The organism is Streptomyces fradiae ATCC 10745 = DSM 40063 (assembly GCF_008704425.1).
GTDB classification, from domain to species: Bacteria; Actinomycetota; Actinomycetes; order Streptomycetales; family Streptomycetaceae; genus Streptomyces; species Streptomyces fradiae.
Genome location: NZ_CP023696.1, coordinates 5,327,483 through 5,352,681, shown reverse-complemented (window position 1 = coordinate 5,352,681; position 25,199 = coordinate 5,327,483). Strand labels below are relative to the sequence as shown.

The window sequence follows — 25,199 nt, the reverse complement described above, 5'->3', positions numbered from 1 at the left end:
CGGTCAGGCGCGGCGGCGCGCCCTGTGGAAGTCCTCCATCAGCCCGGTGAGGTAGTCCCGAGCGGCGAGGTCGGCGGCGGTGAGCGGGGCGGCCTGGCCGGCCCACAGGCTGCCGAGGTCCGCCCGCCCCCGTACGTTGGCCTCCCGCCGAATGGACTGCATCAGGGCGCTCTGCACCGGATATGGGGGCACGGCGTCCTCGTGCGGGGCCATGTCGCGGACGAAGCGGTTGGCGATCCCGCGCGCGGTGCGGCCCGAGAAGAGGCGGGTGAGGACCGTGGTGCGGGCCTCGGGGGATGCGAGGGCCCGCTTGTGGGCCGGGCTCGCCCCCGACTCGCGGGTGGCGAGGAAGGCGGTGCCGATCTGCACGGCGTCGGCGCCCAGGGCGAGGGCGGCGGCCATCCCCCGGCCGTCCGCGATCCCGCCGGCCGCGACGACCGGGACGCCCACGGCGTCGGCGACCTGGGGGACCAGCGAGAACGTCCCGACGAGCGACTCCCGGACCGGCCGCAGGAAGGCGCCCCGGTGGCCGCCCGCGTCGGCGCCCGAGGCGACGACGGCGTCGACTCCGGCCCGCTCCAGGGCGACGGCCTCGTCCACGGTGGTCGCCGTGCCCAGCACGCGGATGCCGAGGCGGCGGGCCTCGGCCACCACCCTGGCGGGCGGCGGGCCCATCACGAAGCTGACGACCGGGGGCCCGGCCGCGAGCAGCGCGTCCACCTGGGCGTCGAAGTCCGGTACCGGCGCGAGGTCGCCGGCCGACGGCCGGGGCAGCCCGAGTTCGTCGTGGTACGGGTGCAACCGCAGCATGTGCGGGCCCAGTTCGGCCGGGTCCGGCCAGGGCCGGGCCTCGTCCTCCTGCGGGACCCAGAGGTTGACGGCGAACGGGCGGGCGGTGCGGGCCTTCAGCTCGGCCACCAGGTCCGTGATCTCGTCCGGGGCCAGCAGGTGCGCCCCGTACGAGCCCAGTCCCCCGCCCTCGGAGACGGCGGCGGCCAGGGCGACGGAGGACAGGCCGCCGCCGAACGGCCCCTGCACGACGGGCAGGGAGATCCCCAGGAGGCCGCCCAGGCGTCCGGCGTTCACGCCGTCACCGCCGGGTGCGCCGCGGCCTCGCGCCCGTGCACGAACCGCAGCGCGGTCCGGGCGACGTGCTCGCCCAGATGCCGTGCGGTGCGCAGGTCGGCGTCCGAGGGCGACCGGTCCGGGCCGAGGTCGGAGGGCGACTGCGCCATCGCCCCCACGAAGGAGCCCATCCGGTTCAGGTCCTCCGGGCTGCCGCCGGAGCTGTAGATCCAGCCGGGCACCAGGCCGAGCGGCACCCAGTTCATGCCGTGCTGGGCGGCCAGGACGGTCATGGAGAGCAGCGCGTTGTCCTTGTTGCCGTTCACCCCGGCCGAGTTGGTGAAGCCGGCGGCGAGCTTGCCCTGCCAGCCGCGCGCGGCCCAGACCGGGGCGCTCGCCTCCGCGAAGCGCTGGAAGACCGCCGAGGTGGCGCCCATGTAGGTGGGGGACCCGAAGACGATCGCCTCCGCCTCGGCCAGGGCCTCCCACAGGCTCTCGTCGAGCGTGGAGACGTCGCGCAGCCCGGCGCGGACACCGGGTACCGAGGCGGCGCCCTCGGCGACGGCGGACGCCTGGCGGGCCGTGTGCCCGTATCCGCTGTGGTAGGCGACGACGACGGGGATCGGTGCGGACATGGTGGCCCTCCGGAAGGTGGCGTGGGTGGGACGGTGCCCGGTGACGGGTCGACCGTCGGGCGGTGCGGCGGTGGACCCGCCTCCGGAGGACACACTAGACGACCGGTCAACTATTTCACCAGTGGCGATCCCGGCCGGTTAGTTGACCGGCCGTATACTCGCTGCCATGGGACGGACCAGCACCGCGCGCGAACGGCTCCTCGACGCCGCCGGCACCCTGATGCGCCACCGGGGGTACAGCGGCCTGGGCGTGGCGGAGATCTGCGCCGCGGCGGACGTGAAGAAGGGCAGCTTCTACCACTTCTTCACCTCGAAGCAGGACCTGACCCTGCGGGCCATCGACGCCTACTGGGAGGAGCAGCACCGCGCCTGGAGCGCCGCCCTGGAGGGCGCCGATCCCGCCCTGGCCCGGCTGCGCCGGCTGCTGGAGGGCATGGCGGACTTCCAGCGGCGCGCCAAGGAGGAGTGCGGCGCGGTCGACGGCTGCCTGCTGGGGAACCTCGCCCTGGAGCTGAGCACCCAGGAGCCGGACGTCCGCGCCCGGCTGGAGGAGATCTTCGACGCGCAGACCGCGCTGATCGCCCGGGTGCTCGACGAGGCGGCGGCGGAGGGGGCCGTCCCCCGCGAGCGCGCCGGGCGCCCCGTCGCGCGCGCGGTGATCGCCCATCTGGAGGGGCTGGTCCTCTTCGCCAAGCTCAAGAACGACCCCGCCGTCCTCGACACCCTCTGGCCGCACACCCTGCTGCTCGTCGGCGCCGACCGGCCGTAGGCGCGACGGCGCCGGCGGGCGGTCGGGCCGCGGCGCGCGGTCGGCGGTGTCCGCCCACGCCTCGGGCGGGTACCGGTGTCGCCCGGTACCCGCCCGTGTGGCGGAGGGTCAGCTTCGCCAGGTGTCGTTGAGCGTGACCGTGCCGTCGGCGGGGACGGTGGCCGTGCGGTCGGCGCCGCTCTCCCAGGTGACGTTGCCGGAGGCGTCCTTGCGGATGTACTTGTACGCGAAGGACGTGCCCGCGGGCAGCTTCACATCCAGCTTCCACACCGGGTACGCGGCGGCGTCGAGCTTGAGGGCCGCGGCGGGCGCCCAGCCGCCGAGGGCCGCGTGGTCCCCGACGACGTGGATGGTCTGGCCGGGGACGGTGGTGGCGGTGACCGCGAAGGAGGCGCCGGGCTCGGCCTGCTGGTCGTCGCAGGGGTTGCCGGTGCCGACGGTGCCGTTCCCGACCGTGATGTCGCCGGTGCCGAGGGTGTAGTCGGCGCCGCCGTTGCTGTCCCAGGTGCCGGAGCCGTTGTTGAAGGCGGCCTTGAGGCCGGTGGCGGAGCCGAGGGCGACGGTCTTCCTCACCCAGCCCCGGCAGGCGGCCTCCATGGCGAGACCGGGCGAGGTGGTCCAGGTGCCGCCGGTGGGGGCGTAATGGATGTTGTAGGCCGACCATGCCCTGTCGGTGCTGTAGTAGACGGTGGCCGTGTTGTCGCCCGGCTTGTCCCCGAGCCTCGCTCCGACGTGGAGGGCGACGGCGTCGTTGCCGCCGATGGTGGCGGTGAACCTGCCGTCGCTGCCGACGGTGTACGTGGTGCCGGTGCAGCCGCCGTTCGCGGTCGGGTCGCCGTGCTGGACGTCGCAGTAGGTGCCGGCCGGGAGCGAGGTCTGGAAGGTCCGGGTGAGGGAGCCGCCCTCGCGGTTGACGGCGACGAACGCCTTGCCGCCGCGGCCGAAGGCGACGGCGTTGTTGCCGTTGTCCCACCAGTCGGTGACGCCGGTGCCCTCGGAGGCGTTGCGGAAGGCCACCATGTTGGCGATCTGGCGCCAGGAGTGCTGGCAGCTCCAGCCGTCGCTGTAGCAGGCCCGCACGCTGTTGCCGTTGGGGGCGCCGGTGTTCCGGTCGCCGAACTCGTAGCCGGAGTGGACGGACGGGGCGCCGTAGGGGTGGGCGAGCATGAAGACGTGGGCGAGCGTGTAGGCCGCGCCGTCGCGGTAGCTCAGGCCCGAGCCGTTGCGCTCGGTGTCGTGGTTGGCGACCATGGTGCCGCTCTTGCCGGAGGGCATGTAGCCCCAGGCCTCGCCGAAGTTCTTCAGGTAGGACAGCTTCTCGCCGCCGAAGATCCGCTTGAGGTCGGTGGTGTAGCGGAACTCCTGGACGTCGCCGGTGGCCAGGTACTCGCTGGGCGAGACGGCCTCGCGCTCGCCGTGGATGGCCTCCTGCATCCAGTGGACGCCCGGGTCGGAGAGCTTCTTGCGGATGGCGGCGAGGTCGTCGGCGGCCACGTGCTTGACGGCGTCCATGCGGAATCCGTCGACGCCCAGCGACAGCAGGTCGTTGAGGTACCCGGCGATGCGGCCGCGGACGTAGTCGCTGCCGGTGTCGAGGTCGGAGAGCGAGGGCTGGCCGGTCTCGCCGAGTTCGCACTCCTGGACGTTGTAGCGGTCGGCGTAGTTGGTGCCGATGGGACGGCGGCAGCCGTGGAAGTCGGCGTCCGAGTAGGTGCCGGGGTAGTCGTACTTGCCGTACCGCGTGCCGGCGGTGCCGGTGCCCGAGCCGGACGTCATGTGGTTCAGCACGGCGTCGACGACCACCTTCACACCGGCGCCGTGGCAGGTGTCGACCATGTTCCTGAAGGCGGCGCGGTCGCCGAGCGGCCCTTGGATCTTGTAGCTGACCGGCTGGTACGCGGTCCACCAGGCGCTGCCCTGGATACGCTCCTGGGGCGGGGAGACCTGCACGTATCCATAGCCCTTGGGGCCGAGGGTGCGCGTGCACTCGCGGGCGATCGAGTCGAAGTTCCACTCGAACAGGACGGCGGTGACCGTCTTGTCGCCGTTGGCGGTCGGCGCCGCCACCGCCGGCTGGGCGGGCGCGGCGAGGGCGGCGGTCAGGCCGAGGAGCAGGCCGGTGCCCGCCAGGGCGGCGGACGTCCGTCTTCGGGCAGGTGCGATCGGGCTCATGCGTCGCTCCAGAGGTGGGGTGGATGCGGGTCGCGGAGGTTACGGCCACCGGGGCCCGCAAGACCTTGCCGTAACTTTCAGCAAGTGGCGACAAGTTAAGGTTTCCACCGCATGGGGTCAAGACTTCCGGCAGGACCTTTCCGGCCACCGCCCCACCTCCAACACCTGTGCGCAGCAACACCGTTCACCCGCCGGCGCCACCCGCGGGGAGGGGGTCGCCCCGTCCTTCCCGCGGGCGCTCGGCGCCCGGTGGCCGCGTGCGCGTGACGCCCGGCGGGCCGCATGCGCGTGACGCCCGGCGGGCCGGCCGATCCCGGGCAGGACGGCCGGCACGTCCGGCGGCCGGAAGGCCGACCCCGCCGGCAGCGCCACCACGCGCGTACACACTGTCAGTCGGGCAGCCGGTCGATGAGCCAGGCGCACAACTCCTCGGTGACGGCCGTGTGGGCGGTGGTGGTGGACGAGCAGAGGAAGTCGTCCAGCCCGCTCTGCTCCGGGTCGAGTCCGGCGATGTTCGCGTACAGGTCGTCCTGCCGGGCGATGTCGCGGAGGGCGACGGCGCTGACGGAGGGGACGAAGCACACCTCCCCGTGCCGCAGGTCCACCGTGCCGCCGAGCCGCGTGATCGCGTCGGCCAGGATCGTGTAGGTGTGCAGGGTTCCGCCGGGAGCCCCGTCCAGCTCCGGGAAGCCGTCGGTCGTGACGGTCCGCTCGGCCTGGGGGAACCTGCGGTTGAGGTAGGCCACCGTGACGTCGTCGCCCTGGGCCTGCGTGTAGAAGGCGGTGCCCGGGTAGATCCCGTCGATCCGCAGGACGACCTCGCCCGGCACCACCTCGGGGAGGCCGGTCCCGTCGCCGCGGCCGTTGGCCACGCCGATCGTCCGCGGGATCCGCGGCCAACTGCCCACGCGGTCCAGGGCGTCCAGGAACTGCAGGCGTTCGGGGGCCGTACCCGTCTTGCCGGTCTCCTTGTCGTAGTGCCGCCACAGCATCTGGCGCGCTGCCGGGCTGTCCATCTGCCTCGCGAAGTCGTTCGCGACGGGGATGAAGTGCGAGAACGCCTGCACGCCGACCGGGACGGAGGCACCGCAGTGGGGGCTGTCGTAGGAGAAGTACAGCCCGGTCTGGTGGTCGATCCGCTGCATCTCCATGCGGGCCAGCGCGTAGCGCGTGACGATGCCGCCCATGCTGAACCCGCCGACGGTCAGGGGTGCGTAGCCCGTGCGCTCCGCGATGGCCCGCATGATGGCGGACTCGGCCGCCCGGGCGTTGTCCAGGATGGAGGCGCTGCGCTCCTCGAAGCCGAGGAGGATCACGTCCCTGCCGCGCCGCCGCAGTTCGCTGACGAACGGGAAGGCACCGCCCTCCAGGCCGTGGTAGAGCACGTCGAGTCTGCTCCGGCCGAGGTTGAACCCGTCGGCCATGATGACGGGGCGGCGCAGTCCCTCGTTCCCCTCACCGGGGAACACCCAGGCGAAGCCGTTCGGCAGGGGCCATTCCCGGTGTTCCGGCACCTCGGCCGGGGCCGTGGCGGCGGCGGTCAGCGGGCCGGCGAGGGTGAACGTACCGACGTTGGGCTCGGTCGTCGCGGACATGATGCACCTCTTGTCCATGTGGGGGATGAAACGTCGCCATCATGGAGGCGGACGGGTCACGTGGGGCCGCCGATGCGGTCGATTCACCCCTTCTCGTGGAGCTGGCGCCGGCGGCGTTTGAGGCACCGCGGCCCGAGGGCGCCTCAGGGGCAGCCGTAGTGCACGGCGACCGCCAGGGCGCGCTCGCGCAGGGCGGCGCGCAGCCACCGCGGGGACAGGACCTCCGCGTCCACGGCGTACTGCCACAGCGCCCACTCGGCGTGCCGCGCGTCCTGGAAGACCACGTCCAGGCGCGTCCAGCCGTCCGCGTCGGTCTCCTCGGCGCTGACGGCCAGGGCGGTGCCGACCAGGTGCTCCCGGCGCGCCGGGTCCACCCGTACGAGCGCGGCGACCTGGTCGCCACCGGTCCGGAACCGCGCCCGGTGCTCCCGCCAGGCCCGGTCCAGGTCGACCGTGTCCGGGCGCCGCGCGGGCTCGTCGAGCCCCTCGGCCGCCAGGACGCGCGACAGCCGGTACGTGCGGTCCTCGCCGGCCCGCCTGGCCAGCAGGTAGCCCTGCTCGCGCACGGTGACCAGGCCGATCGGGTCCACGGTGCGCCACTTCGGCTCCTGGCCCGCGGCCGCGTAGTGGATGCGCAGCCTGCGTCCGGCGAGCACCGCGCGCCGGACCTCGGCGACGACGGCGCCGGACAGCTCCTCGGGCGCCACCCGGCGCGAGAGGAGATCGGTGTCCGGGTCGACGAGCAGGCGCTGCGCCGCCCCCGCCGCGTCGCCCCGGAGGTCCTCGGGGAGCGCGTCGACCACCTTGAGCATGGCCGAGGCCAGCGCCGAACCGAGGCCGAACACCTGCGCCCCGCGCCGCGATCCGGCGACGAGCAGGGCGAGCGCCTCGTCGTGGGTCAGTCCGGCGAGCGCCGTCTGGAAGCCGGGCAGCAACGCGAACCCGCCGTGCCGCCCCCGCTCGGCGTAGACCGGCACGCCTGCCACGGACAGCGCCTCCATGTCGCGCAGCACCGTCCGCGTGGAGACCTCCAGCTCACGGGCGAGCGCCTCGGCGGTCATCCGGCCGCGCTGCCGCAGCAGGAGCACCAGGGAGACCAGCCGGTCGGCACGCACGGAGGAACCCTAGCCGGATACATGACCGGAGGTGTCATGTTTTGTTGGCAGGCTGCTTCCCGGGACGTCACCGGGCGGCGGCTGCCGCGCCGGTAGGAACGTCCGTGGTGTCAGCGAACCGAACGGAGCAGTCGCGGCGATGGAACGTAGTGCGGTCAACCCGGTCACCTGGTCGGTCGAGTTGGGCTTCAACCAGGGTGAGCTCGTCTCCGGGCACTCTCGCACCCTGTACCTCTCGGGGCAGACGGCGACGAACAAGGACGGCGGGCCGGAACACCCCGGCGACATGGCGGCGCAGCTGGAGCTGAGCCTCGACAACGTCGAGGCGGTGCTCGCCGAGGCCGGGATGTCCCTGTCGGACCTCGTCCGGCTGAACGTCTACACGACCGACGTGGACCTTCTCCTCCAGCACTACGGCGTGCTGGCGGGCCGGCTGGGCGCCGCCGGGGCCGCGCCGGCCTCCACCATGCTCGGTGTGACGCGTCTGGCCTTCCCCGGCCTGATGGTCGAGCTGGAGGGCACCGCCGTCGCGTGACACGGGGCCGGCCCCGCGCGTGCGGGCCGGCGCCGCCTCGGCGGCGCGTGCGGGGCCGGCGCTTCGCCGTCCCCCGCCGGCCTCGCGGCCTGGCGGTCCGGCGCGTGCGGACCGGTACGCGACCGCGTCCCGGCGGCCCCGCGCTCCCTCCGCGACACCCGGTACGTCCCGGCAGGGGGCGGGCGGGGCGGGGCGGGCCGCCGGGGACGGCCGGCCGAAGTCAGGCGGGCGGACGGGCCGTGGGAACGGCGGGGCCGGCGGGGGTGGCCGGGCCGCGGGGAAGTCCCAGCGCCAGCAGGAAGCCGACCACGGCCAGCACGCCCATGCCCAGGGCCGCGACGGCCAGCGCCCGCCCCCGCGCCTCGGCGTTGACCCGCACGAGTTCGTCGGCCGCGGCGCCCGTGACGCCCTGGGAGGCGAGCCTCGCGCGCACGGCGTCGTCGGTGGCGGCGGTGACCTGGACCTGGTGCTCGACCGCCTGCACGACCCGCTGCCGCTGCGCGGAGGACAGGACGGTGCTGTCCTTCACCCCGGCCTCGAACGCCAGCAGCAACGTGGTGGTCATGAACGCGCCGGCGAGGGCGACCCCGAACGAGCTGCCGAGGTAGGTGGCGGTACGGGAGAGGCCCGTCACGTCGCTCACCTCCTCCGGCGGCGCGGCCGACTGGACGAGGTCGTTCGCCGTGGTGGCCATGCCCCGGCCGAACCCGACGAGGAGGAGACCCGGTGTGAGCGCCAGGCCCACGGCCGACACGTCCCACCGCGGGCCGAACATGACGGCGACGGCGACGCAGCCGGCGGTCATGAGGGAGAAGGCCCACAGCTGGGCCGTGCGATGGGTCATCCGACCGCTCCCCACCAGCCGGGCGGTCATCGAGGCCCCCACCGACAGCGCCACCGGCATCGAGATCAGCGTGATGCCGCTGCGCAGCGCGTCGAAGCCCGCGGTCGTCTGGAGGAAGACCGGCACCAGGAAGAGCATGCCGGAGGGCACCAGGAAGAGCATCACCAGGGTCAGGGAGCCCACCCCGATCCGCCGGTCGCGCAGCACCACCAGCCGCACCAGCGGGTCCCGGCCGCGCTTGATCAGATGGCGCTCCCAGCCGGCGAACACGGCCAGGACCACCAGACCCGCGCCCGCGAGCAGCGGTACGGGCGACACCTGGCCGCGGCGCAGCAGGGTCACCCCGAGGACCTGGAAGTCCTGACGGTCCTCGATCAGGCCGTACCGTCCCGCGAGCAGCGTCGCGACGACCAGCAGCCCGAACCCGGCGGCGGACAGCAGCGCCCCGAGGTTGTCGAAGCGCCGGTCCGGACGCGTCCGGGACGGCTCGGGACCGGCCTCGCGGCGCATGAGCAGCACCACGGCGAGCGTGACCACGGTCGCGAGGAGGAACGACACCCGCCAGCTCAGGTAGTGGGAGATCAGGCCGCCCGCCACCGGAGCCACCCCGGACGCGATCCCCGCGCTCACGCCCAGCGCGGACAGGGCCTTCGTACGGGCCGCTCCGGTGAAGCTCTCGGTCAGCAGCGACACCAGCGCCGGAAGCATCAGCGCCACGCCGGCCCCCTGGAGCAGGGACCAGCCGACCAGCATGAACGGCAGGGTCGGGCCGAGGGCGGTGACCAGGGCGCCCACGGCGAAGATCTGGCCGCCGACGACGAAGGTCCGCCGGTCGCCGTGGCGCGCGCCGAGCTTGCTGCCGGTGATCAGGCAGGCGGCGACGACCAGCGCGTAGAGGGAGATCACCGACTGCACGCCGGTGAGCGAGGTGCCGAGGTCGTCGACGATGTCCGACAGCGCCACGTTCATGGCGGTCGAGGTGTAGTTGATGACGAAGTTCGCGGTGATGAGGAGGACGAACAGCGTCCTGGCGACCCGCGGCGCCCCGTCCCCGGCCCCACCCCCGGACCGTCCCCCGGACCGCCCCCGGTCCCGTCCCCGGTCCCGGCCCCCGGCCTGCCTTCCCCCGCGCCCCGCTCCGTTTCGTCGCCCCACGGTCCCGTTCCGCCATCCGATCGTCCTTCCCGGCGGGACCCGCCGCCGGGGCCAGCCGGGCTCTGCCGTCCCGCTCCCGGTCCAGGGTGCACGCCCCGTGTCCCTCAGCCCCGCTGGACGCGCCACGGCAGGCCCGAGGCCGCCCCCGCGGCGGACCGGACCGGCGACCGGGACCCCGCGGTGCCCGTCGGCGACCAGCCGCGCCGTACCGCCTGCGAGCGGTGAACGGCCCCGCGCACACCCCGGCTCCATGAAAGACCGCGCCCCTCGCGCCCCTGCCGCCCAGCACCACGCCGCTCGCCGCTCGCCGCTCACCCGAACGGCCCAACCGCGGGCGCCGTGGCCGGGGCGGAAGGACATCATCGGAAGGGACGCCGAGGCCCTGGCGGCACCGACCGCGCACCCGACGGCAGCAGGACCCGGCAGTCCCCGGCCACTCCGGCCGCCCCCGCCACCCCCGTCCGCACGCGGCGGAAGAGGCGGGAGAGGCCGCCGGGCGAAGCGGCCCCGAGGCGGGCCGGGCGTCACCCGCCCGGGACGCGGGGCCCGAGCCGGACGGGGACGAGGGCCCACCTCCCGGAAGGATGTCGCCATGCTGAGAGTAGGAACCTTCCTGCCGCCGGCCGCCCGCGACGGCGCGTCGGTGACGGCGCACCCGGAGGTCGGCAAGATCCCTCCCGACGACCACGCGCTGTTCATGAAGCTGCTGCGGGACCTCACCGACGTGGAGTTCGTCCACGACCTGGACTTCCGCCGGTCCTTCGTGCGCGACGGCAGGGTGTACTGCGGCGAGGTCTGCCTCAACGACCTCGACCTCTACCTCTGGCACGCCGAGGTGCCCCGCGACCCCGACGGCTACGCGCTGGAGGCCCTGCGCACCCTGGCGACGGCCGTCCCGGTCGTCCCGGACCCGGCACGCTTCACGACCGGTCTCGACAAGTACCGGGCCCATCTGCGGCTGTCCCGGGCCGGTGTCCCCGTGCCCGACACGATCCTGGTCGACCGGCGCGACACGGCCGCCGCCGCACTCGTCATCGCGGAGTGGGGCCGCGCCCTGCTCAAGCCCCGGCGCGGCTCCTTCGGCCACGGCATCCTGCTGATCGAGGACTTCGCGACGCTGCGGGACCTGGCGGACTACCTGGGCCACACGCGCGCGGGGGCCGCGGAGGGCACCTTCCTCCTGGAGCGCTTCTACCCCAACGACCCCGCGGACTGGGTCGGTACGACCTTCGTGAACGGCACGCTGATGTACGGCTACCGCAAGCGCGGCCACCGCTTCACCCGCCTGTCCGCCGACGCCGTGAAGGTGTACGACCCGGACAGCGTCGGCGGCGACGTCGACGGCTGCGAGGTCCCCCCGGAGCACGCCCGGATCGCCGGGCGCGCCCAGCGGGCCCTGGGCCTGCCCCTGGTGGGCTTCGACCTGATCCTGTACGAGGGGCGGCCCGTCATCGTGGACGAGAACACCTTCCCCGGCCTCTACCCCGACCTGTTCGCCGCCGCCGGCCGCTCACTGAGCCAGGAACTCCTCGCACTGGTACGCGACGCGATCAGCCACCGGCCAGGACCCCGCTGAAGGGCCCGACGCGGACCACCCGGCACCCACGACGAAGCGACACTCCAGCCGCGGATCCGGTCCGGCGCCCGTTCCCGGGCCGGCGGCCAGCGGAAGCGAGCCGCCGGGGCCGCCGTGGTGGCCGGCCCGCCGCCACCGGTTCCGGACGCGGCGGCGGTCTGCGCGCGCCGCGTCCTCTTCGAGGGCCACCAGCCGGCGTCACCCAGCAGGATCAGGGCGGAGGGCAGGATCATCACCCGGATGACGAAGGCGTCCAGCACGACGGCGACCGCGAGGCTGAAACCGATCTGCTTCATCTCCGCCAGGTGCACGAACATGAAGCTGGCGAACACGGTGACCATGACGACGGCCGCGCTGGTCACGACCTTGGCCGACTTCTCGATGCCGTCGAGGACCGCCTGACGGGTGGGCATGCCGTTCATCGCCGCCTCCTTGATGCGGCTGACGACGAAGACCTGGTAGTCCATCGAGAGCCCGAACAGGATCACGAAGAGGAACAGCGGCACCCGCGAGCCGATGGCGCTCGTGGCGCTCTCGTCGAACCCGAAGAGGGTGGAGGCCAGGCCCCACTGGAAGAAGACGACCAGCAGGCCGAAGGCCGCGGCGACGGACAGCAGGTTGAGCAGGACGCCCACCAGGCCGATGACCACCGAGCCGAAGACCACCACGGTCATCAGGAAGGTCAGCAGCAGCAGGAACCCGACGACGACCGGCAGCTTGTCGTCCTGGTGGGCGAGGTAGTCGACGTCGACCGCGACCGGCCCGTCCACGCCGTACTGGGCGCCCGGCACCTTCCCGAGCGTGGCCGGCAGGTAGTCCCGGCGCAGGTGCTCCAGGGAGCCGGTCGCCTCGGGGGAGCTGAGCCGGTGCGGCACGGCCAGGGTCATCACGCTGACCCGCCCGTCCTCCGACGTCCGCACGGCCGGCGGGTTCCTGGAGAACATCGGGTCGTCCATGGCCCGCCGGGCGAGTGCGTCCAGGGCCGTGGCGACCTCGCCCCGCCGGTCGCCTTCGGCGCGGACGACGACCCAGTGCTCGGAACGGCGGTCCGGGAAGGCGTCGTTGAGCTTGTCGTAGGTCTGCATCTCCGGGATCGCCCGGGAGTGCGTGTCCTTGTTCAGTACGCGCAGCTCCATGCCGAGCGCGGGGAGCGCCAGGCCCACCATGACCAGCGCGGACAGGACCAGGGCGGCCGCCGGGCGCTTGCGTGCCGGGTTCAGCAGGGCGGTGAAGATCCGGCCGGTGCGCTCCGGGTGGCGGCGGCGCGGCGGCTTGCCGCGTTCCGCGGCCCGGGCGGCGCGGCGGTCGGCGCGGCGGCCGATCCTGACCAGCAGGCCCGGCAGGACGGTCACCGAGCTGACCATCGCGACGAAGACGACGAGGATGGTCGCGATGGCCAGCGAGGAGAAGATGATGTCGGTGGCCAGGAACAGGGTGGCGCTGGAGACGATCACCGCGAGGCCGGAGACGACGATGGCGCGTCCGGCGGTCGCCGCGGCGATGCCGACCAGGGCCACGGGGCTGAGGCCGCCGGCCGCCTTGTCCCGCTCCTCGCGTTCCCGCTTGAGGTAGAAGAGCGTGTAGTCGACGCCGACCGCCATGCCGATGAGCAGGATGACGTTCATGCCGACGCCGGCGTCGGGGATCAGGTGCGAGACCACCATGGACAGGCCGACCGCGGCGGCGATCGAGGAGACCGCCAGCAGCAGCGGGACGCCGACCATCACGAGCGAGCCGAAGACGACCAGCAGGGTGAGCAGGGTGATCGGGAAAGTGATCATCTTGGTCTGGGCAAGGTCGTCGCCGCGCTGCTTGTTGAGGCCCTTGCTGACCGAGGCGTCGCCGGTCTCCTCGACGACCAGCTCGGGGTTGGCCTTCTGCACGGCGGTCGTCTGCTCGCGCAGCGGGTCGACGTGCTGCAGAGCCTCGCGCCTGGGGCCCTTCATGGTCACCTCGACCATGAGCATGCGGCCGCTCTCGGAGAGGACCGGCTCGTCGACCTCGAGGACCTCGGGCAGCGCCCTCATCCGCCCGCCGAGGTCCTGGGCGGCCGCGCGGGCCTTCGCCTCGTCGAGCGGGCCGGACCTGGCGCTGAACATGATCTGCTCGGTCGGCTTGCGCTCCAGGCCCGCCTCGGTCGCGATGGCCTCGGCGCGGCCGGACTCGCCCACCCGGTAGTCCTCGGCGACCGCGTTGTTCGTGCCGACCGCGATGCCCACCGCGAGGCACAGCGCCACGAACGCGAACCACGCGGCGATCGCGCGCCCCGGATGGAGGGCGCTCCAGCTGGCCACCCTCACGGTGATCGGCTGCTTCTCCACTGTCCCGGCTCCTTCGGCATCGTCATCACCGCCCTACGGGTGTCAGTGGACGTTGACAGGTGAAGGAAGGATGCGTCAACCGAGGAACCGACACGTGGCCGGAACGTCGCTCGCTCGGGAGCGGCCCGCACCGGCGGGCACGGCGCGCACGGCGGGACCGGCGGGACCGGCGGGCACGACGACGCGGCCCCCGTCGCCAGGCGGCGCCGGGAGCGGTGCTGACCTGCGAAGAAGGGTGTCAGTCCGGACCGGAGTGCGTTCCGGTCCAACACGTGGGCACCGGGATGTCACCGACCCCGTCGGTCGGGTGCATCGAGTCCGGATACCGCTCCCCAGGCTTGGCGGGATCGCCCCCGTCGTGGCCCGCCCGTCCGGACGGTGCTCCGCCGCGGTGCGACGACCGGATCACTTCCGCCTCCGGTACGTGCACCGACGAACCGACCGGCGTAGTCGCGCGGCGCCCTGGTCGGCCAGACCCGGGCGGCGGCGCGGCGCGTACTGCGGGCCACCTGCACCACCAGCCGGTTGGCCGACCAGACCGGTTGGCCTCCGCCGCGCGCACGCCGAGGAGGGCTGGTCGACGCCGCGCACGGGCCGAGGAGGCTGGATGATCGATTCCAAGGGGTCGGTGACCGCGCGGGGTGAGCGAGCGGGGGATCTCCCGCTCTTGGGCTGAATGTGGGGTATGGCTGCCGGTAGCCGGGGGCGTGGCGTGGCTGGGTCGTCACCACTGCCGGTGCACGGTTGCCTTACTGCCGGTCACCAGGCTTGCCGGCGGAACGTCATCGGCCACGACCGCACCGGCGGCGACCACGGCATCACGGCCGATGCTGACGCCGGGCAGGATCGTGGCACCGGCACCGATCCACACGTTCTCCGCGACGTCGATGGGAGCGCCGGTGAGGTATAGCCGCCGCTCCTCGGGATCAACCGGGTGGCCGCTGGTGATGAACGTGACCTTCGGGCCGATCATCACGCGCTCGCCGAGCCGGATGCCGGCGTAGTCCAGGAACGTGCAGTTCTGGTTGATGAAGACGCGCTCGGCGAGGTCGAGGTTCAGGCCGTGGTCCGTGTAGAAGGGCGGATAGATCGTGACTTTCGGTGGCAGTGGCTTGCCGAAGATCTGTCCGAACAGTTCCGCCTTGCCCACTTCGTCTTCGAAAGGCAGGGCGTTCAGGCGGGAGGTGAGCTCGGTGACCCGCAGGACCCTCTCAGCCATGGCTTGGAACTCTGCGCTGTGGATGCGCATGAGACGGTCGCTGGACATGCCACGGTCCTTTCAAGGGGTGTGTGCAGGCATCTCTTCCCGTACCCGCCACAGCAATCCGGCTACGACAAGCGGTTGCGCAAGGCCGCCGAACTGCTCCGCCGGGTCACCCGGGTCCTGGCCACCAGCACCTCGGCATGGAGTGACGACGTGTGGATCGTGGACTCCACACCCGTGGAATGCGGCCGCTCACGGAAACCGTGAAGCGCTCCGACCCGGCCGGATGGGCCCAGTACGGCTACTGCGCCAGCCACAGCGCTTCTTCTGGGGCCTGCGGCTGCACCTGGTGTGCACAACTCCAGGGCCTGCCCGTCGCCTTCGCCCTGACCGGAGCAAAGGCCGACGAGCGCGAAAGCCTGCTGGACCTGCTCGCCGCAGAACCCCACCTCATCAGCACTCGGCCTGGCCAGACCCTGATCGGCGACAGGAGTTGCTACGGCCGCGTCTTCGCAGAGGAACTCGCCCAGCAGGGCATCCGGTTGCCACGGCCGACCCGCAAGGGCGAACGGCAGCGGCCCGGCGTGATCGCCCGCGACATGCAGCGCATACTCGCCCTGACCGCCGTGATCTGGCACAACGACCACACCGGACAAGACACCCTCCGCTCGCTCACCTCGTACGATCACCGACCCTTGGAATCGATCATCTAGTCGACGCTGCGGAGCAGTGCCTCGACGGCCTTGACGCGATCGCCCAGTTCGGCAAGCTGGGAGCGCAGGGACTCCTGCTGGGCGACCGCTTCCTCGGCGAGCTTGCGGTACGAAGCCATGGCGACGGCGTCGGCACGGTGGCGTTGCAGCCTGAAGTAGGCGACGACGCTCGCCGTGATGCCGCAGACGACGATCAGGACGACGGCGACGGCGATGACGGCCCCGGTCATGTGCGTTTCCCCTTCGCGTCCTTCTGGTCTTCCGGGCTCTTCGCGCCCGTCCGCTTCTCGGCGGCACCGGCATCCGCCGCCCGGGAGTCGTCGGCCCGTACGGCCGCGAGGATCGTATCGACATTCACGTGCAGGTCGAACGGGGCCAGTTCGAAGTACTTCAGCGCCTTGCCGTCGTCGGACAGCTCCAGGTTGCCCACGACCAGACCGGCCTTCTCCAGCCGTTCCAGGTGCATGTACAGCAGGGGGCGGGACATCCCGAGGCGGCGGGCCAGTTCACTGACGTACATCCGGCCCGCGGAGAGCTCGGCGATGACGCGCAGGCGCTGTGCGTGGCCGACGGCAGCGAGTACAGCCAGAAGCTCCTCGCTGGTCATGGCCACCTCTGACATCCCGGGTATCCTCGCGACGAGACTTTCCCACGACCTGCGCCGATGTCAAACGACGGCAGGGCCGGCGCTGCGGCGGCCACCCCGTGGCCGACGAGCCACCGGCCGGTCATCCGTCCGGTGGAGAACGGGGCTTCGCGCCCCGGCTCCCGGCCGGCCGCCCCGCCGGCCCACGCCCACAACTCGCCGGCACCCCGTCCCGCAGCGGCCGATGCGGTTCGGCATCCACCCCGGCGGCCCGCGCGGCGGTGTGCGGGCCACGGCGGCGGCCCGGTAGCCGCCCCTGCGGTGCGTCATGCCGCCGGCCACCCCACCCGGCCACGGGAGGCGCCGTCAGACGGCGCGCAAGCCCCGGTCGGCGAAGGCGAGCAGCCACTCGAAGCTCTCGTCGATGTCGGTGCTCCACCGGAAGCCGCCCGCCGCCTCCAGGACGGCGAAGCCGTGGCAGAGGCTGCGGAGCGCGCGCAGGGCGTGATCCACTTTGGGCTCCTCGACGTCGTAGCCGCGCAGTACGGCCCGGAAGACGTCGAGCAGCCGCCGGCCGGCCAGGGCCATCGGGTCCTCGGGGCCGGTGGGTTCCCTGCCGGTCGTCGTGGCGTAGCGGCCGGGGTGGGCCACGACGAACGCGCGGAACGCCCGCAGGGCGGCGGCGAGTGCGTCGCGGCCGGCCAGGCCCTGGACCGCCGTGCCGACGGCGTCGGCGGCCTGGCCCAGCGCCAGTGCCGCGATGCCCCGCAGCAGGTCCTCCTGCCCGCCCACGTGCTTGTACAGGGACGGGGCGCGCACGCCCAGGCGCTCCGCCAGCAGTCCCATCGTCAGGCGGGCGGGGCCCACCTCGTCGGCGAGGTCGGCGCCGGCGGCGACCACGGCCGCCGCGTCCAGACCGGCCCTAGGCACGGGCGGCGTCCGTGCGCAGGAAGGAGAGCATCAGCGAGACGACCTGGTCGGGGTACTGGTCGTGCGGGTAGTGCCCGGCACCTTCGATCATGTCGAGGCGGCCGAGGCCCGGGGGCAGTTCCCCGACGACGGCCGTGCCCTCGGCGCGCGGGTCGGCCCAGTCCGGGTCGTCCGTGCCCATCACGACCAGGACCGGACAGCGCACCCGGCCGAGCTGGGCGCCGGCGTCGGCCGGGGTGGTACGGCCCATCGCCCGCAGGGCCTTCATCCGGCCCGGCTCGCGCAGCATCGCCTCGACGCGGTCGAGCCGCTCGGCGAAGTGGGCGGGTCTCACCCCGGGGTAGGCCGCCTCCAGGTAGGAGCGCCACAGCGGCACGCTGCCGAGGACGGTCGCGCCGAGCAGCCGCAGCATGCCCTGCCGCCAGCGCCTGCTGCGCAGGTCGCCCCAGCCGACCGTCTGCCTGCGGGTGAACGGCGCCAGTTCGACCACCGCGCCGACCAGCTCCGGCTCCCGCGCCGCGGCGATGGTGGCGGCGCCTCCCGAGATCGAGTGGCCGACCAGCACGGCCGGGCCGCCCAGGTGACGGATGACGGCGAGCAGGTCGCCGGCGATGGCGGCCCGGCTCCAGTCCGGCCAGTCCGTACTGGATTCGCCGCAGCCGCGCAGGTCGACCGCGGCGACCCGGTAACCGGCGGCGACCAGACGGGGGACCACGGCGCGGTAGGCGTCGCGGTGGTCGCCCATCCCGTGCGCGAGCACGACCAGCGGCCCGTCCCCGGCCACCTCGTAGGCGATCGTGCCCCCGTCGACATCGAGGAACTCGGTCATCACACCTCCCGGAGCCGGCCACCGCGGGGTCACCGGCTAGTGCTGTTAGCCAACAGCTAACAGCGTTAGCCAACGTCCGTCAACCCGACGGCCCGGATGGGGCGACCCGACGGGCGGACCGGAAAGGGCCGGGACGGGCCGGGACGGGCCTGGACGGGCCGGGAGCCGCCGCCCGCCCACGCGACCCCGGCGGGCGGCCCCGCGGCGCGGCCGACACCCGGGCCCTCCCGCGCCGCACCGGGCCCCGCCCCCGGCGATCCGGGCCCCACCCCCGGCGATCCGGCGGCGCCGCGCACCTCGCGCCGCGACCCCGGCACGCCGCCCCGCTTCCACCCGACGCGAACCATGTTCCGTCCCACTTCATCCGGGTATGCGATAGATAGTGCCCCCGAGGGAGGCGAATCCGATGCCGTGGCTCGTATGGTTGCTCGCCGCCGCGGCGCTCGGTGCCGCCGAGTTCTTCACCCTGACGCTGGTCTTCGGGCTGCTGGCGGGCGCCGCCCTGGTCGCCGCCGTCGTCGCCGGTGTCGGTGTCGGCCTCCTCGGCCAGCTCATCGCGTTCGGAGCCGCAGCGGCGGCGGGCCTTCTGCTCATCCGTCCCGTCGCCCTGCGGCAGATGGCCCGGGTGCCCCTCGTCCGGGACGGCAGCGACGCGCTGGTCGGCAAGCGGGCCGAGGTCACGAAGGAGGTCACCGCGAGCCGCGGGCTCGTCAGGATCTCCGGGGAGGAGTGGTCCGCCCGCGCGCTCGACGAAAGCCTGGTGATCCCCGTGGGAGCGGTGGTGGACGTCATGGAGATCGAAGGGGCCACCGCGGTGGTCTACCCCCGCGAACTGCTCCCGTGACCGGCTTCCCGCAACGGCCGAACGCACCCCGACGGAGGAATGGTGGATCCGGTGCTCATCCCCACTCTCGTGGCGGCGATCGTCGTCGTCTTCCTCGTGGCCGCCACGGTGCGGATCGTCCCGCAGGCGCGCCGCTACAACGTCGAGAGGTTCGGCCGGTACCGGCGCACGCTGCAACCCGGCCTGAACTTCGTCGTGCCGGTGGCGGACCGGGTCAACACCAAACTCGACGTGCGCGAGCAGGTGTACTCGTCCCAGCCGAAGCCCGTGATCACCGAGGACAACCTCGTGGTGAACATCGACACCGTGCTCTACTACCAGATCACGGACCCGCGGGCGGCGGCCTACGAGGTCGCCGACTACCTGCAGGCGATCGACCAGCTCACCGTGACCACGCTGCGCAACGTCATCGGCTCCATGGACCTGGAGGAGACGCTCACCTCCCGCGAGGAGATCAACGCGCGGCTCCGCGCCGTCCTCGACGACGCCACCGGCAAGTGGGGCATCCGGGTCAACCGCGTCGAGATCAAGGCCATCGACCCCCCGCACACCATCAAGGAGGCGATGGAGAAGCAGATGCGGGCGGAGCGCGACAAGCGCGCGGCCATCCTGCACGCCGAAGGGGAGCGGCAGGCCAAGATCCTCACCGCGGAGGGGACGAAGCAGAAGGACATCCTGGAGGCACAGGGCACGCAGCAAGCCATGATCCTGCGGGCGGACGGCGAGGCGAAGGCGGTGGAGCGCGTCTTCCAGGCGGTCCACCGCAACAACGCCGACCCGAAGATCCTCGCCTACAAGTACCTCGAGACGCTGCCGCACCTGGCGAAGAGCGACAACAACACGTTCTGGGTGATCCCGGGCGAGCTGACCGAGGCGGTGCGCGCCGTCACCCACGCGTTCGGCGACCAGTCGGCCATGGGGCTTCCCCGCTCCGCCGCCGCGCGACCGGAGGAGTCAGCCGCCGAGGCCGAGAACGACGCTCCGGACGGGGACGCGGCCGCGGAGCTGGAACCGGGCACACCGCTCTCGCTCGACGCCGCCGCGGCCGCCGACGAGGTGGCGAAGCGGGCCGCCGCCGTGGTGAGCGACGCGAAGGCCGAGGCCGAGGCCGCGAGGGCGTCCCAGGCACCGCCGGACCGGGGGCAGTCCTCCGGCGGCTGACAGCGACATCGCGGGCGGTGGAGCGCCGGACCGGCGGCCCCCTGCCAGGAGCGCGCCGGCAGCCGAAGCGCGCCGGAGCGCGGGGGCCGCGGCCCCACCTCCGGACGACGATCGCGGTCGCCTGCTCCTCCCCGGCCTCGGGCCGCCTCGGAGCGGTCATGGCCGCCTGCCGGCCCCCTCCCGCACGCCACTGTCACCGTGATCCGTCATCCGCGGGGCAATCCCGGGCGGAAGGTGGGCACTTGGGGAGCGCGTCCATGGTTAGCATAGGCCACGTGCATGATCCGGGCGGGTGACGAGCGGCGCTCGACCACCGTCCGGATCACCGGCGACGCCCAGTCGTCACCAGGACTCCTGCTCTCAAAGGACCGAGGGATCGCGGAATGCCAGTGCCTGCTCGCCCCCGCCAGCGCCGGAGCGCGAGAGGGCCGCGTTCCTCGCCGATCGTGCTCCCCGCCGCGCTCCTCGTCACCGCCGTGGGCGGCGCGGTCGTCACCGCCGCCGCCCCCGCCGGGGCGCGGGGCTGGGTCGCCGGCACCGCGGCGGTCGCCTGGGTGTGCATCGCCGTCCTGGCCGCCGTGTCCGCCCGGCTGCTGCGCGGCGCCCGCCGGCAGGCCGCCTCGCTCGGCGACGAGCTGGAGACGGCCAGGAGCCACTGGGCGCGGCAGTCGGCGGAGGCCTCCCAGCTGGTCAACGCCACCCTGCCGGGCCTGGCCCAGCAGGTGAGGGGCGGCGCCCGGCCCGCCGACGCCCTGGCACGGGTCAGCCCGCCCGCCGACCCGCACCAGCGCCGGTTGCTGGACCTCTTCGCCACCGAGCTGGCCGCGGTCTCGGGGCGCGCCGACGAAGCCGAGGGCGAACTGCGCGCGCTGCGGGCCGAGATCACCGAGGGCGGTACCGAACTCGAGCACCTGACCGCCGAGACGCTGCCGGCCGCCGTCTCGCTGCTGCGCCAGGGCAGCTCCGCCGACACCGTCCTGACCCGGTTCGACTGGCCCAAGGACGCCCGGCTCCGCGCCGCCGCCGAGTGGTTCGTCCGCGAACTCGCCTACAGCGAGCGCCGCTCGGCCGCCGCCGAGGCCGCGTCCGCCAAGGCGCTCAGCCGTGTACAGGCCAAGACCGTGAGCATGCTCGCCGACCTGCGCGACATGCAGGACCGGCACGGCGGGGAGATCTTCGGCGACCTGCTGCGCCTGGACCACAGCACCTCGCAGCTCGGCCTGATGACCGACCGGCTGGCCCTCCTCATGGGCGGCCGCTCCAGCCGCGTCTGGAACAAGCCGATCGTCGTGGAGAGCATCCTGCGCGGCGCCGTCGGCCGCATCGCCGCCTACCGGCGGGTGCGCCTGCACAACTCCAGCAAGGCGGCCATCTCCGGCTTCGCCGCCGAGGGCGTGATGCACCTGCTGGCCGAACTCATGGACAACGCGGCGAACTTCTCGCCGCCCATCGACGAGGTCCACGTCTACGTGGAGGAACGCAGCGCCGGCCTCGTCGTCACCATCGAGGACAGCGGCCTGAAGATGGCGGACGCCGCCATGCGCCGCGCGGAGGAGGCGGTCTCCGGCAGGGTCACCGACCTGGCCTCGCTGCAGGGCACCCGGCTCGGCCTGGCGGTGGTGGGACGGCTCGCCGCCAAGTACGGCATCAGCGTCAACTACCGCCCCTCGTCGCGCGGCGGCACCGGTGTCGTCGTCCTCCTGCCGCCCCAGCTGGTGGCCCAGCAGCGCGAGCCGGTCGTCCCCGCGCGACCCCACCGGAGCCCGAGCACCGCGCCCGCGCCCATCCCGGCGCCCGCTCCGGCCGCCCCGGCCGCACCCGCCGCACCGGCCGCCCCCGCCGAGAAGCCGGTCTCCGCACCCGCACCGGGCCGCGCCGCCGAGGAGCCGGCCCCCGCGCCCGCACCCAGCCGCGCCGCCGAGGAGCCGCTCCCGGTACGCACCCGCACGCCGGACGCGGACACGCCCTCCGCCCGGCCGGCCGGCGGCGCCCGCGGAGGCGGCGCGGCCACCCCGGGCGGCCTGCCGGTGCGCGCCCCCGGCCGCACCATGGCCGAGGCGGAGCGCGACCGGCGGCGGCCGGCCGCCGAGACGCCTCCCGCCCCGCGCCGGGAGCCGGGACCGGCACGCGACGCCGGAAGCCGGTTCGGCGCGTTCCACCGCGGCCGGAGCGGCGGAGCGCCCGGCCCCGAGGAGCCGCGCCAGGCTCCGCCGGACGAGTAGCCCACCGGGCGACCCGCCCACCACCCCCGCACCGCACCGATCGCCCCACCTCGTTGGATTGGAGGTACGGGCCGGGTGACCCGTCACCGGTCGCACCCCGCCCCACCGACCATGGAGACCACTGACACGAGCCTGACCTGGCTGCTGACCAACCTCTTGGAGCGCACGCCCGGCACCCGCCACGCGCTCGTCCTGTCCCGGGACGGGCTCAAGCTGTGCTGGACCCAGTACATGACGCTCGACCAGGCCGACCAGCTGGCGGCCATCTGCTCCGGCATCCAGGCCCTCTCCCAGGGTGCCTCGGTGGAGTTCGGCGACGGGACGGGCGGTGTACGGCACTCCATGACCGAGTTCCACGGCGGGCTGCTGTTCATCGTGGAGGCCGGCGAGGGCGCCCATCTCGCGGTCATCGCCGAGGAGAGCGCCGACCCCGGCATGGTCGGCCACCAGATGACCGAGCTGGTCGAGCAGATCGGCGACCACCTGCGGGCCGAGCCCCGCACGGCCGCCGGCAGGGGTGCCGGCGCGTGATCCGCAAACCCGTGGACATCGGTGATCCCGACCGGCTGTACATGGTCACGGGTGGGCGCAGCGAGGCCGACGACTCCTTCGACCTGGTGACGCTGGTCGTCAGCGAGGGCGGACCCACCTCCGGGATGCAGTCGGAGCACGTCCGCATCCTGGAGCTGTGCCGGCACCCCACCGCGGTGGTCGAGATCGCGGCCGAGCTGGCGCTGCCCGTGACCGTCGTACGGATCCTGCTCGGCGACCTGCACGACATGGGCAAGGTCAGCGCCCGCCACCCCCGCGCCGCCGCATCCGTCGCGGGCCTCCCCGAAACCGCCCTGCTCCAGGAGGTCCTCCATGGGCTCCGCAACCTCTGAGCTGCCCACCCGGCGCACCCCGCTGGCCGACGCCGCCGAAACCGGCCTGAAGATCGTCGTCGTGGGCGGCTTCGGCGTCGGCAAGACCACTCTGGTGCGCTCGGTCAGCGAGATCCGGCCACTGAACACCGAGGAGGTGATGACCCAGGCGGGGCAGGGCGTCGACGAGACGAAGGGCGTGGAGAGCAAGACCACCACGACCGTCGCCTTCGACTTCGGGCGCATCAGCCTCAACCAGCGCATGGTCCTGTACCTGTTCGGCGCCCCGGGTCAGGAGCGCTTCTGGTTCCTGTGGGACCGCCTCTTCTCCGGCACGCTGGGCGCCGTCGTCCTCGTCGACACCCGGCGCATGGAGGACTCCTGGTACGCGATCGACCGGCTCGAACACCACCGGACACCGTTCGTGGTCGCGGTCAACCGCTTCGACGACGACGACGCGCGCTTCTCGCTGGAGGAGATCCGCCAGGCTCTCGCCCTGGGGAAGCACGTCCCGATGATCGACTGCGACGCGCGGCTCAGATCGTCGGCCAAGGAGGTCCTGATCTGCCTGGTGGACCATCTGTACGCGCTGGCACGCTCCCAGGAGGGCACCCCGTGAGCGACACCGCCGCTTCCCCGTCCGCGGCCACTCCCCCGCCCGGCTGCCCCGCGCACGCCTCGGCCGTACGCCTGGGCGGGCTGGAGTACCAGCAGACGCCCTCCGAGCTGTACCGCGCGCTGCGCCGCGAACACGGCGCGGTCGCGCCGGTGCTGCTCGACGACGACATCCCGGCGTGGCTCGTCCTCGGCTACCCCGAGGTCTCCTTCGTCACCAGCCACGACGAGCTGTTCGCCCGGGACTCCCGGCGCTGGAACCAGTGGCCGCACATCCCGCCGGACTGGCCCCTGCTGCCGTTCGTGGGCTACCAGCCGTCCGTGCTGTTCACCGAGGGTGCCGAGCACCAGCGCCGGGCCGGGGTGATCACCCATGCGCTGGAGGGGGTCGACCAGTTCGAGCTGGCCCGCGAGTGCCGGTTGATCGCCGAGCAGATCATCTCCGCCTTCGCCGGCCGGGGGCAGGCCGAGCTGATGAGCATGTACGCCCATGCGCTGCCGGCCCGCGCCGTGCTGTGGATGTGCGGCATGGAGCAGGGCAGCGCCGACACCGAGCAGCTCGTCGACGACCTGCGGATCTCGCTCGACGCGAGTGAGGGCGACGACCCGGTGGCCGCCTACGGCCGGGTCGGCGCGCGCATCATGCGTCTGGTGCGGGAGAAGCGGGAGCGGCCCGGTCCCGACGTCACCTCCCGGATGCTGCTGGATCCGGCCGGGCTCACCGACGAGGAGATCGTCCAGGACCTCATCTCCGTGATCGCCGCGGCCCAGCAGCCCACCGGCAACTGGATCGGCAACACCCTGCGCCTGCTGCTGACCGACGAGCGCTTCGCGGTGAACGTCTCCGGCGGCCGGGTCAGCGTCGGGGACGCGCTCAACGAGGTGCTGTGGCTCGACACGCCGACCCAGAACTTCGTCGGCCGCTGGGCGGTGCGCGACACCCAGCTCGGCGGGCGGCTGATCCGCCAGGGCGACTGCCTGGTGCTGGGACTCGCCGCGGCCAACACCGACCCGCAGATCTGGCCGGAGTCCCACGTCGGCGCCGAGAACTCCGCCCACCTCTCCTTCAGCAACGGCGAGCACCGCTGCCCCTATCCGGCGCCGCTGCTGGCGGACGTGATGGCGCGCACGGCCGTGGAGACGCTCATGGAGCACCTCCCCGACCTCGTGCTGAGTGTGGAACCGGGGGAACTGACCTGGCGCCCCTCGATCTGGATGCGCGGGCTGACGTCCCTGCCGGTGGAGTTCACCCCGGCCGCGCGCTAGCCGCTCGGCACCCGACCGCACCCGGCCCGCACCCGACCCGCACCCGGTCGGCGGGCGGTCGCCGTGCCGCGGGTCCGGCGGGAGCGTGAGCCCCGCCGGACCGGCAGTACCGCCGGACCCGCCGGACCGGCGACCCCGCCGGTACCGGCGGTTCCGCCGGCGGCGCGGCCGACCGGGGCGGTGG

At 73.5% G+C, this 25,199-nt stretch carries 22 protein-coding genes and 1 pseudogene; 11 read left to right on the top strand and 12 right to left on the bottom strand.

Annotation, left to right across the window (positions count from 1 at the left end):
• Window positions 1-3: 3 nt before the first annotated feature.
• Complete coding sequence (locus CP974_RS23750; RefSeq protein ID WP_031129755.1) at window positions 4-1,086, bottom strand: NAD(P)H-dependent flavin oxidoreductase; 1,083 nt, start codon at window positions 1,084-1,086, stop codon at window positions 4-6.
• Window positions 1,083-1,700 (bottom strand): flavodoxin family protein, encoded by a 618-nt coding sequence (locus CP974_RS23745; RefSeq protein WP_031129756.1) that lies wholly within the window; start codon window positions 1,698-1,700, stop codon window positions 1,083-1,085. The genes CP974_RS23750 and CP974_RS23745 overlap by 4 nt, the downstream gene beginning before the upstream one ends.
• Before the next feature lie 166 nt (window positions 1,701-1,866).
• Between CP974_RS23745 and CP974_RS23740 the strand changes: the two genes are divergently transcribed.
• Entirely contained in the window at window positions 1,867-2,469 is a 603-nt protein-coding gene (locus CP974_RS23740) for a TetR/AcrR family transcriptional regulator (protein ID WP_031129757.1), read from the top strand.
• Between the two features lie 108 nt (window positions 2,470-2,577).
• Here the strand turns inward: CP974_RS23740 and CP974_RS23730 are convergent, their stop codons facing one another.
• From CP974_RS23730 to CP974_RS23720, 3 genes are all read right to left on the bottom strand, one after another.
• Window positions 2,578-4,641 (bottom strand): carbohydrate binding domain-containing protein, encoded by a 2,064-nt coding sequence (locus tag CP974_RS23730; RefSeq protein ID WP_078915437.1) that lies wholly within the window; start codon window positions 4,639-4,641, stop codon window positions 2,578-2,580.
• Between the two features lie 389 nt (window positions 4,642-5,030).
• Window positions 5,031-6,236 carry an esterase/lipase family protein gene (locus tag CP974_RS23725; RefSeq protein WP_031129759.1) on the bottom strand — a complete coding sequence of 402 codons (1,206 nt, stop codon included), beginning with the start codon at window positions 6,234-6,236 and terminating at the stop codon, window positions 5,031-5,033.
• 143 nt (window positions 6,237-6,379) lie between these two features.
• Complete coding sequence (locus CP974_RS23720; RefSeq protein ID WP_031129760.1) at window positions 6,380-7,351, bottom strand: helix-turn-helix transcriptional regulator; 972 nt, start codon at window positions 7,349-7,351, stop codon at window positions 6,380-6,382.
• Window positions 7,352-7,490: 139 nt separating this feature from the next.
• On the opposite strand from CP974_RS23720, the gene CP974_RS23715 reads away from it, so the two are divergent.
• Window positions 7,491-7,886: a RidA family protein gene (locus CP974_RS23715; RefSeq protein WP_031129761.1), complete on the top strand. Its 396-nt coding sequence runs from the start codon at window positions 7,491-7,493 to the stop codon at window positions 7,884-7,886.
• A gap of 220 nt (window positions 7,887-8,106) precedes the next feature.
• On the opposite strand, the gene CP974_RS23710 is transcribed toward CP974_RS23715, so the two are convergent.
• Window positions 8,107-9,885 (bottom strand): MFS transporter, encoded by a 1,779-nt coding sequence (locus tag CP974_RS23710; RefSeq protein ID WP_031129762.1) that lies wholly within the window; start codon window positions 9,883-9,885, stop codon window positions 8,107-8,109.
• A gap of 592 nt (window positions 9,886-10,477) precedes the next feature.
• Here CP974_RS23710 and CP974_RS23705 point away from each other — a divergent pair.
• Entirely contained in the window at window positions 10,478-11,461 is a 984-nt protein-coding gene (locus CP974_RS23705) for an ATP-grasp domain-containing protein (RefSeq protein ID WP_051839158.1), read from the top strand.
• On the opposite strand, the gene CP974_RS23700 is transcribed toward CP974_RS23705, so the two are convergent.
• Window positions 11,365-13,782 (bottom strand): MMPL family transporter, encoded by a 2,418-nt coding sequence (locus CP974_RS23700; protein WP_223844474.1) that lies wholly within the window; start codon window positions 13,780-13,782, stop codon window positions 11,365-11,367. The two genes, CP974_RS23705 and CP974_RS23700, sit on opposite strands and share 97 nt — an antisense overlap.
• A 724-nt stretch (window positions 13,783-14,506) precedes the next feature.
• Window positions 14,507-15,049, bottom strand: a complete 543-nt coding sequence (locus tag CP974_RS23695) for a DapH/DapD/GlmU-related protein (protein ID WP_031129765.1) — start codon at window positions 15,047-15,049, stop codon at window positions 14,507-14,509.
• 27 nt (window positions 15,050-15,076) lie between these two features.
• Between CP974_RS23695 and CP974_RS23690 the strand changes: the two are divergent.
• Window positions 15,077-15,699 (top strand): annotated as a pseudogene (locus CP974_RS23690) (transposase); the annotation flags it as partial.
• On the opposite strand, the gene CP974_RS23685 reads toward CP974_RS23690, so the two are convergent.
• The 4 genes from CP974_RS23685 to CP974_RS23670 form a co-directional block, all read right to left on the bottom strand.
• Window positions 15,696-15,929 carry a hypothetical protein gene (locus CP974_RS23685; protein ID WP_031129766.1) on the bottom strand — a complete coding sequence of 78 codons (234 nt, stop codon included), beginning with the start codon at window positions 15,927-15,929 and terminating at the stop codon, window positions 15,696-15,698. The pseudogene CP974_RS23690 and the gene CP974_RS23685 sit on opposite strands and share 4 nt — an antisense overlap.
• Entirely contained in the window at window positions 15,926-16,321 is a 396-nt protein-coding gene (locus tag CP974_RS23680; RefSeq protein ID WP_223844471.1) for an ArsR/SmtB family transcription factor, read from the bottom strand. Before CP974_RS23680 ends, CP974_RS23685 begins: the two co-directional genes overlap by 4 nt.
• Window positions 16,322-16,651: 330 nt before the next feature.
• Window positions 16,652-17,185: a TetR/AcrR family transcriptional regulator gene (locus tag CP974_RS23675; protein ID WP_031129768.1), complete on the bottom strand. Its 534-nt coding sequence runs from the start codon at window positions 17,183-17,185 to the stop codon at window positions 16,652-16,654.
• A 22-nt stretch (window positions 17,186-17,207) separates the two neighbouring features.
• A complete protein-coding gene (locus CP974_RS23670) occupies window positions 17,208-18,044 on the bottom strand; it encodes an alpha/beta fold hydrolase (protein WP_031129769.1) in 837 nt (278 codons plus the stop codon).
• A 406-nt stretch (window positions 18,045-18,450) separates the two neighbouring features.
• Here CP974_RS23670 and CP974_RS23665 point away from each other — a divergent pair, with 406 nt between their 5' ends.
• From CP974_RS23665 to CP974_RS23635, 7 genes are all read left to right on the top strand, one after another.
• Window positions 18,451-18,888: an NfeD family protein gene (locus CP974_RS23665; protein WP_031129770.1), complete on the top strand. Its 438-nt coding sequence runs from the start codon at window positions 18,451-18,453 to the stop codon at window positions 18,886-18,888.
• Between the two features lie 42 nt (window positions 18,889-18,930).
• Window positions 18,931-20,049, top strand: a complete 1,119-nt coding sequence (locus CP974_RS23660; protein ID WP_031129771.1) for an SPFH domain-containing protein — start codon at window positions 18,931-18,933, stop codon at window positions 20,047-20,049.
• A 383-nt stretch (window positions 20,050-20,432) separates the two neighbouring features.
• Window positions 20,433-22,271 (top strand): sensor histidine kinase, encoded by a 1,839-nt coding sequence (locus tag CP974_RS23655; RefSeq protein WP_085921609.1) that lies wholly within the window; start codon window positions 20,433-20,435, stop codon window positions 22,269-22,271.
• A 111-nt stretch (window positions 22,272-22,382) separates the two neighbouring features.
• Entirely contained in the window at window positions 22,383-22,802 is a 420-nt protein-coding gene (locus tag CP974_RS23650; protein WP_031129647.1) for a roadblock/LC7 domain-containing protein, read from the top strand.
• The gene (locus tag CP974_RS23645) at window positions 22,799-23,155 is read left to right on the top strand and encodes a DUF742 domain-containing protein (protein WP_031129648.1); all 357 of its coding nucleotides are present in this window, start codon (window positions 22,799-22,801) and stop codon (window positions 23,153-23,155) included. Before CP974_RS23650 ends, CP974_RS23645 begins: the two co-directional genes overlap by 4 nt.
• The gene (locus tag CP974_RS23640) at window positions 23,136-23,753 is read left to right on the top strand and encodes a GTP-binding protein (protein WP_031129650.1); all 618 of its coding nucleotides are present in this window, start codon (window positions 23,136-23,138) and stop codon (window positions 23,751-23,753) included. The genes CP974_RS23645 and CP974_RS23640 overlap by 20 nt, the downstream gene beginning before the upstream one ends.
• The gene (locus CP974_RS23635) at window positions 23,750-25,015 is read left to right on the top strand and encodes a cytochrome P450 (RefSeq protein ID WP_031129652.1); all 1,266 of its coding nucleotides are present in this window, start codon (window positions 23,750-23,752) and stop codon (window positions 25,013-25,015) included. The genes CP974_RS23640 and CP974_RS23635 overlap by 4 nt, the downstream gene beginning before the upstream one ends.
• The last annotated feature ends 184 nt before the right edge of the window (window positions 25,016-25,199 follow it).

Excerpts from the sequence above, each read along its gene's own strand:
- CP974_RS23705 (WP_051839158.1), top strand. The coding sequence starts at position 10,478 with ATGCTGAGAGTAGGAACCTTCCTGCCGCCGGCCGCCCGCGACGGCGCG.
- CP974_RS23725 (WP_031129759.1), bottom strand. The coding sequence starts at position 6,236 with ATGTCCGCGACGACCGAGCCCAACGTCGGTACGTTCACCCTCGCCGGC.
- CP974_RS23665 (WP_031129770.1), top strand. The coding sequence starts at position 18,451 with ATGCCGTGGCTCGTATGGTTGCTCGCCGCCGCGGCGCTCGGTGCCGCC.
- CP974_RS23685 (WP_031129766.1), bottom strand. The coding sequence starts at position 15,929 with ATGACCGGGGCCGTCATCGCCGTCGCCGTCGTCCTGATCGTCGTCTGC.
- CP974_RS23655 (WP_085921609.1), top strand. The coding sequence starts at position 20,433 with ATGCCAGTGCCTGCTCGCCCCCGCCAGCGCCGGAGCGCGAGAGGGCCG.
- CP974_RS23640 (WP_031129650.1), top strand. The coding sequence starts at position 23,136 with ATGGGCTCCGCAACCTCTGAGCTGCCCACCCGGCGCACCCCGCTGGCC.
- CP974_RS23670 (WP_031129769.1), bottom strand. The coding sequence starts at position 18,044 with ATGACCGAGTTCCTCGATGTCGACGGGGGCACGATCGCCTACGAGGTG.
- CP974_RS23680 (WP_223844471.1), bottom strand. The coding sequence starts at position 16,321 with ATGTCAGAGGTGGCCATGACCAGCGAGGAGCTTCTGGCTGTACTCGCT.
- CP974_RS23715 (WP_031129761.1), top strand. The coding sequence starts at position 7,491 with ATGGAACGTAGTGCGGTCAACCCGGTCACCTGGTCGGTCGAGTTGGGC.
- CP974_RS23650 (WP_031129647.1), top strand. The coding sequence starts at position 22,383 with ATGGAGACCACTGACACGAGCCTGACCTGGCTGCTGACCAACCTCTTG.
- CP974_RS23695 (WP_031129765.1), bottom strand. The coding sequence starts at position 15,049 with ATGTCCAGCGACCGTCTCATGCGCATCCACAGCGCAGAGTTCCAAGCC.
- CP974_RS23740 (WP_031129757.1), top strand. The coding sequence starts at position 1,867 with ATGGGACGGACCAGCACCGCGCGCGAACGGCTCCTCGACGCCGCCGGC.
- CP974_RS23745 (WP_031129756.1), bottom strand. The coding sequence starts at position 1,700 with ATGTCCGCACCGATCCCCGTCGTCGTCGCCTACCACAGCGGATACGGG.
- CP974_RS23730 (WP_078915437.1), bottom strand. The coding sequence starts at position 4,641 with ATGAGCCCGATCGCACCTGCCCGAAGACGGACGTCCGCCGCCCTGGCG.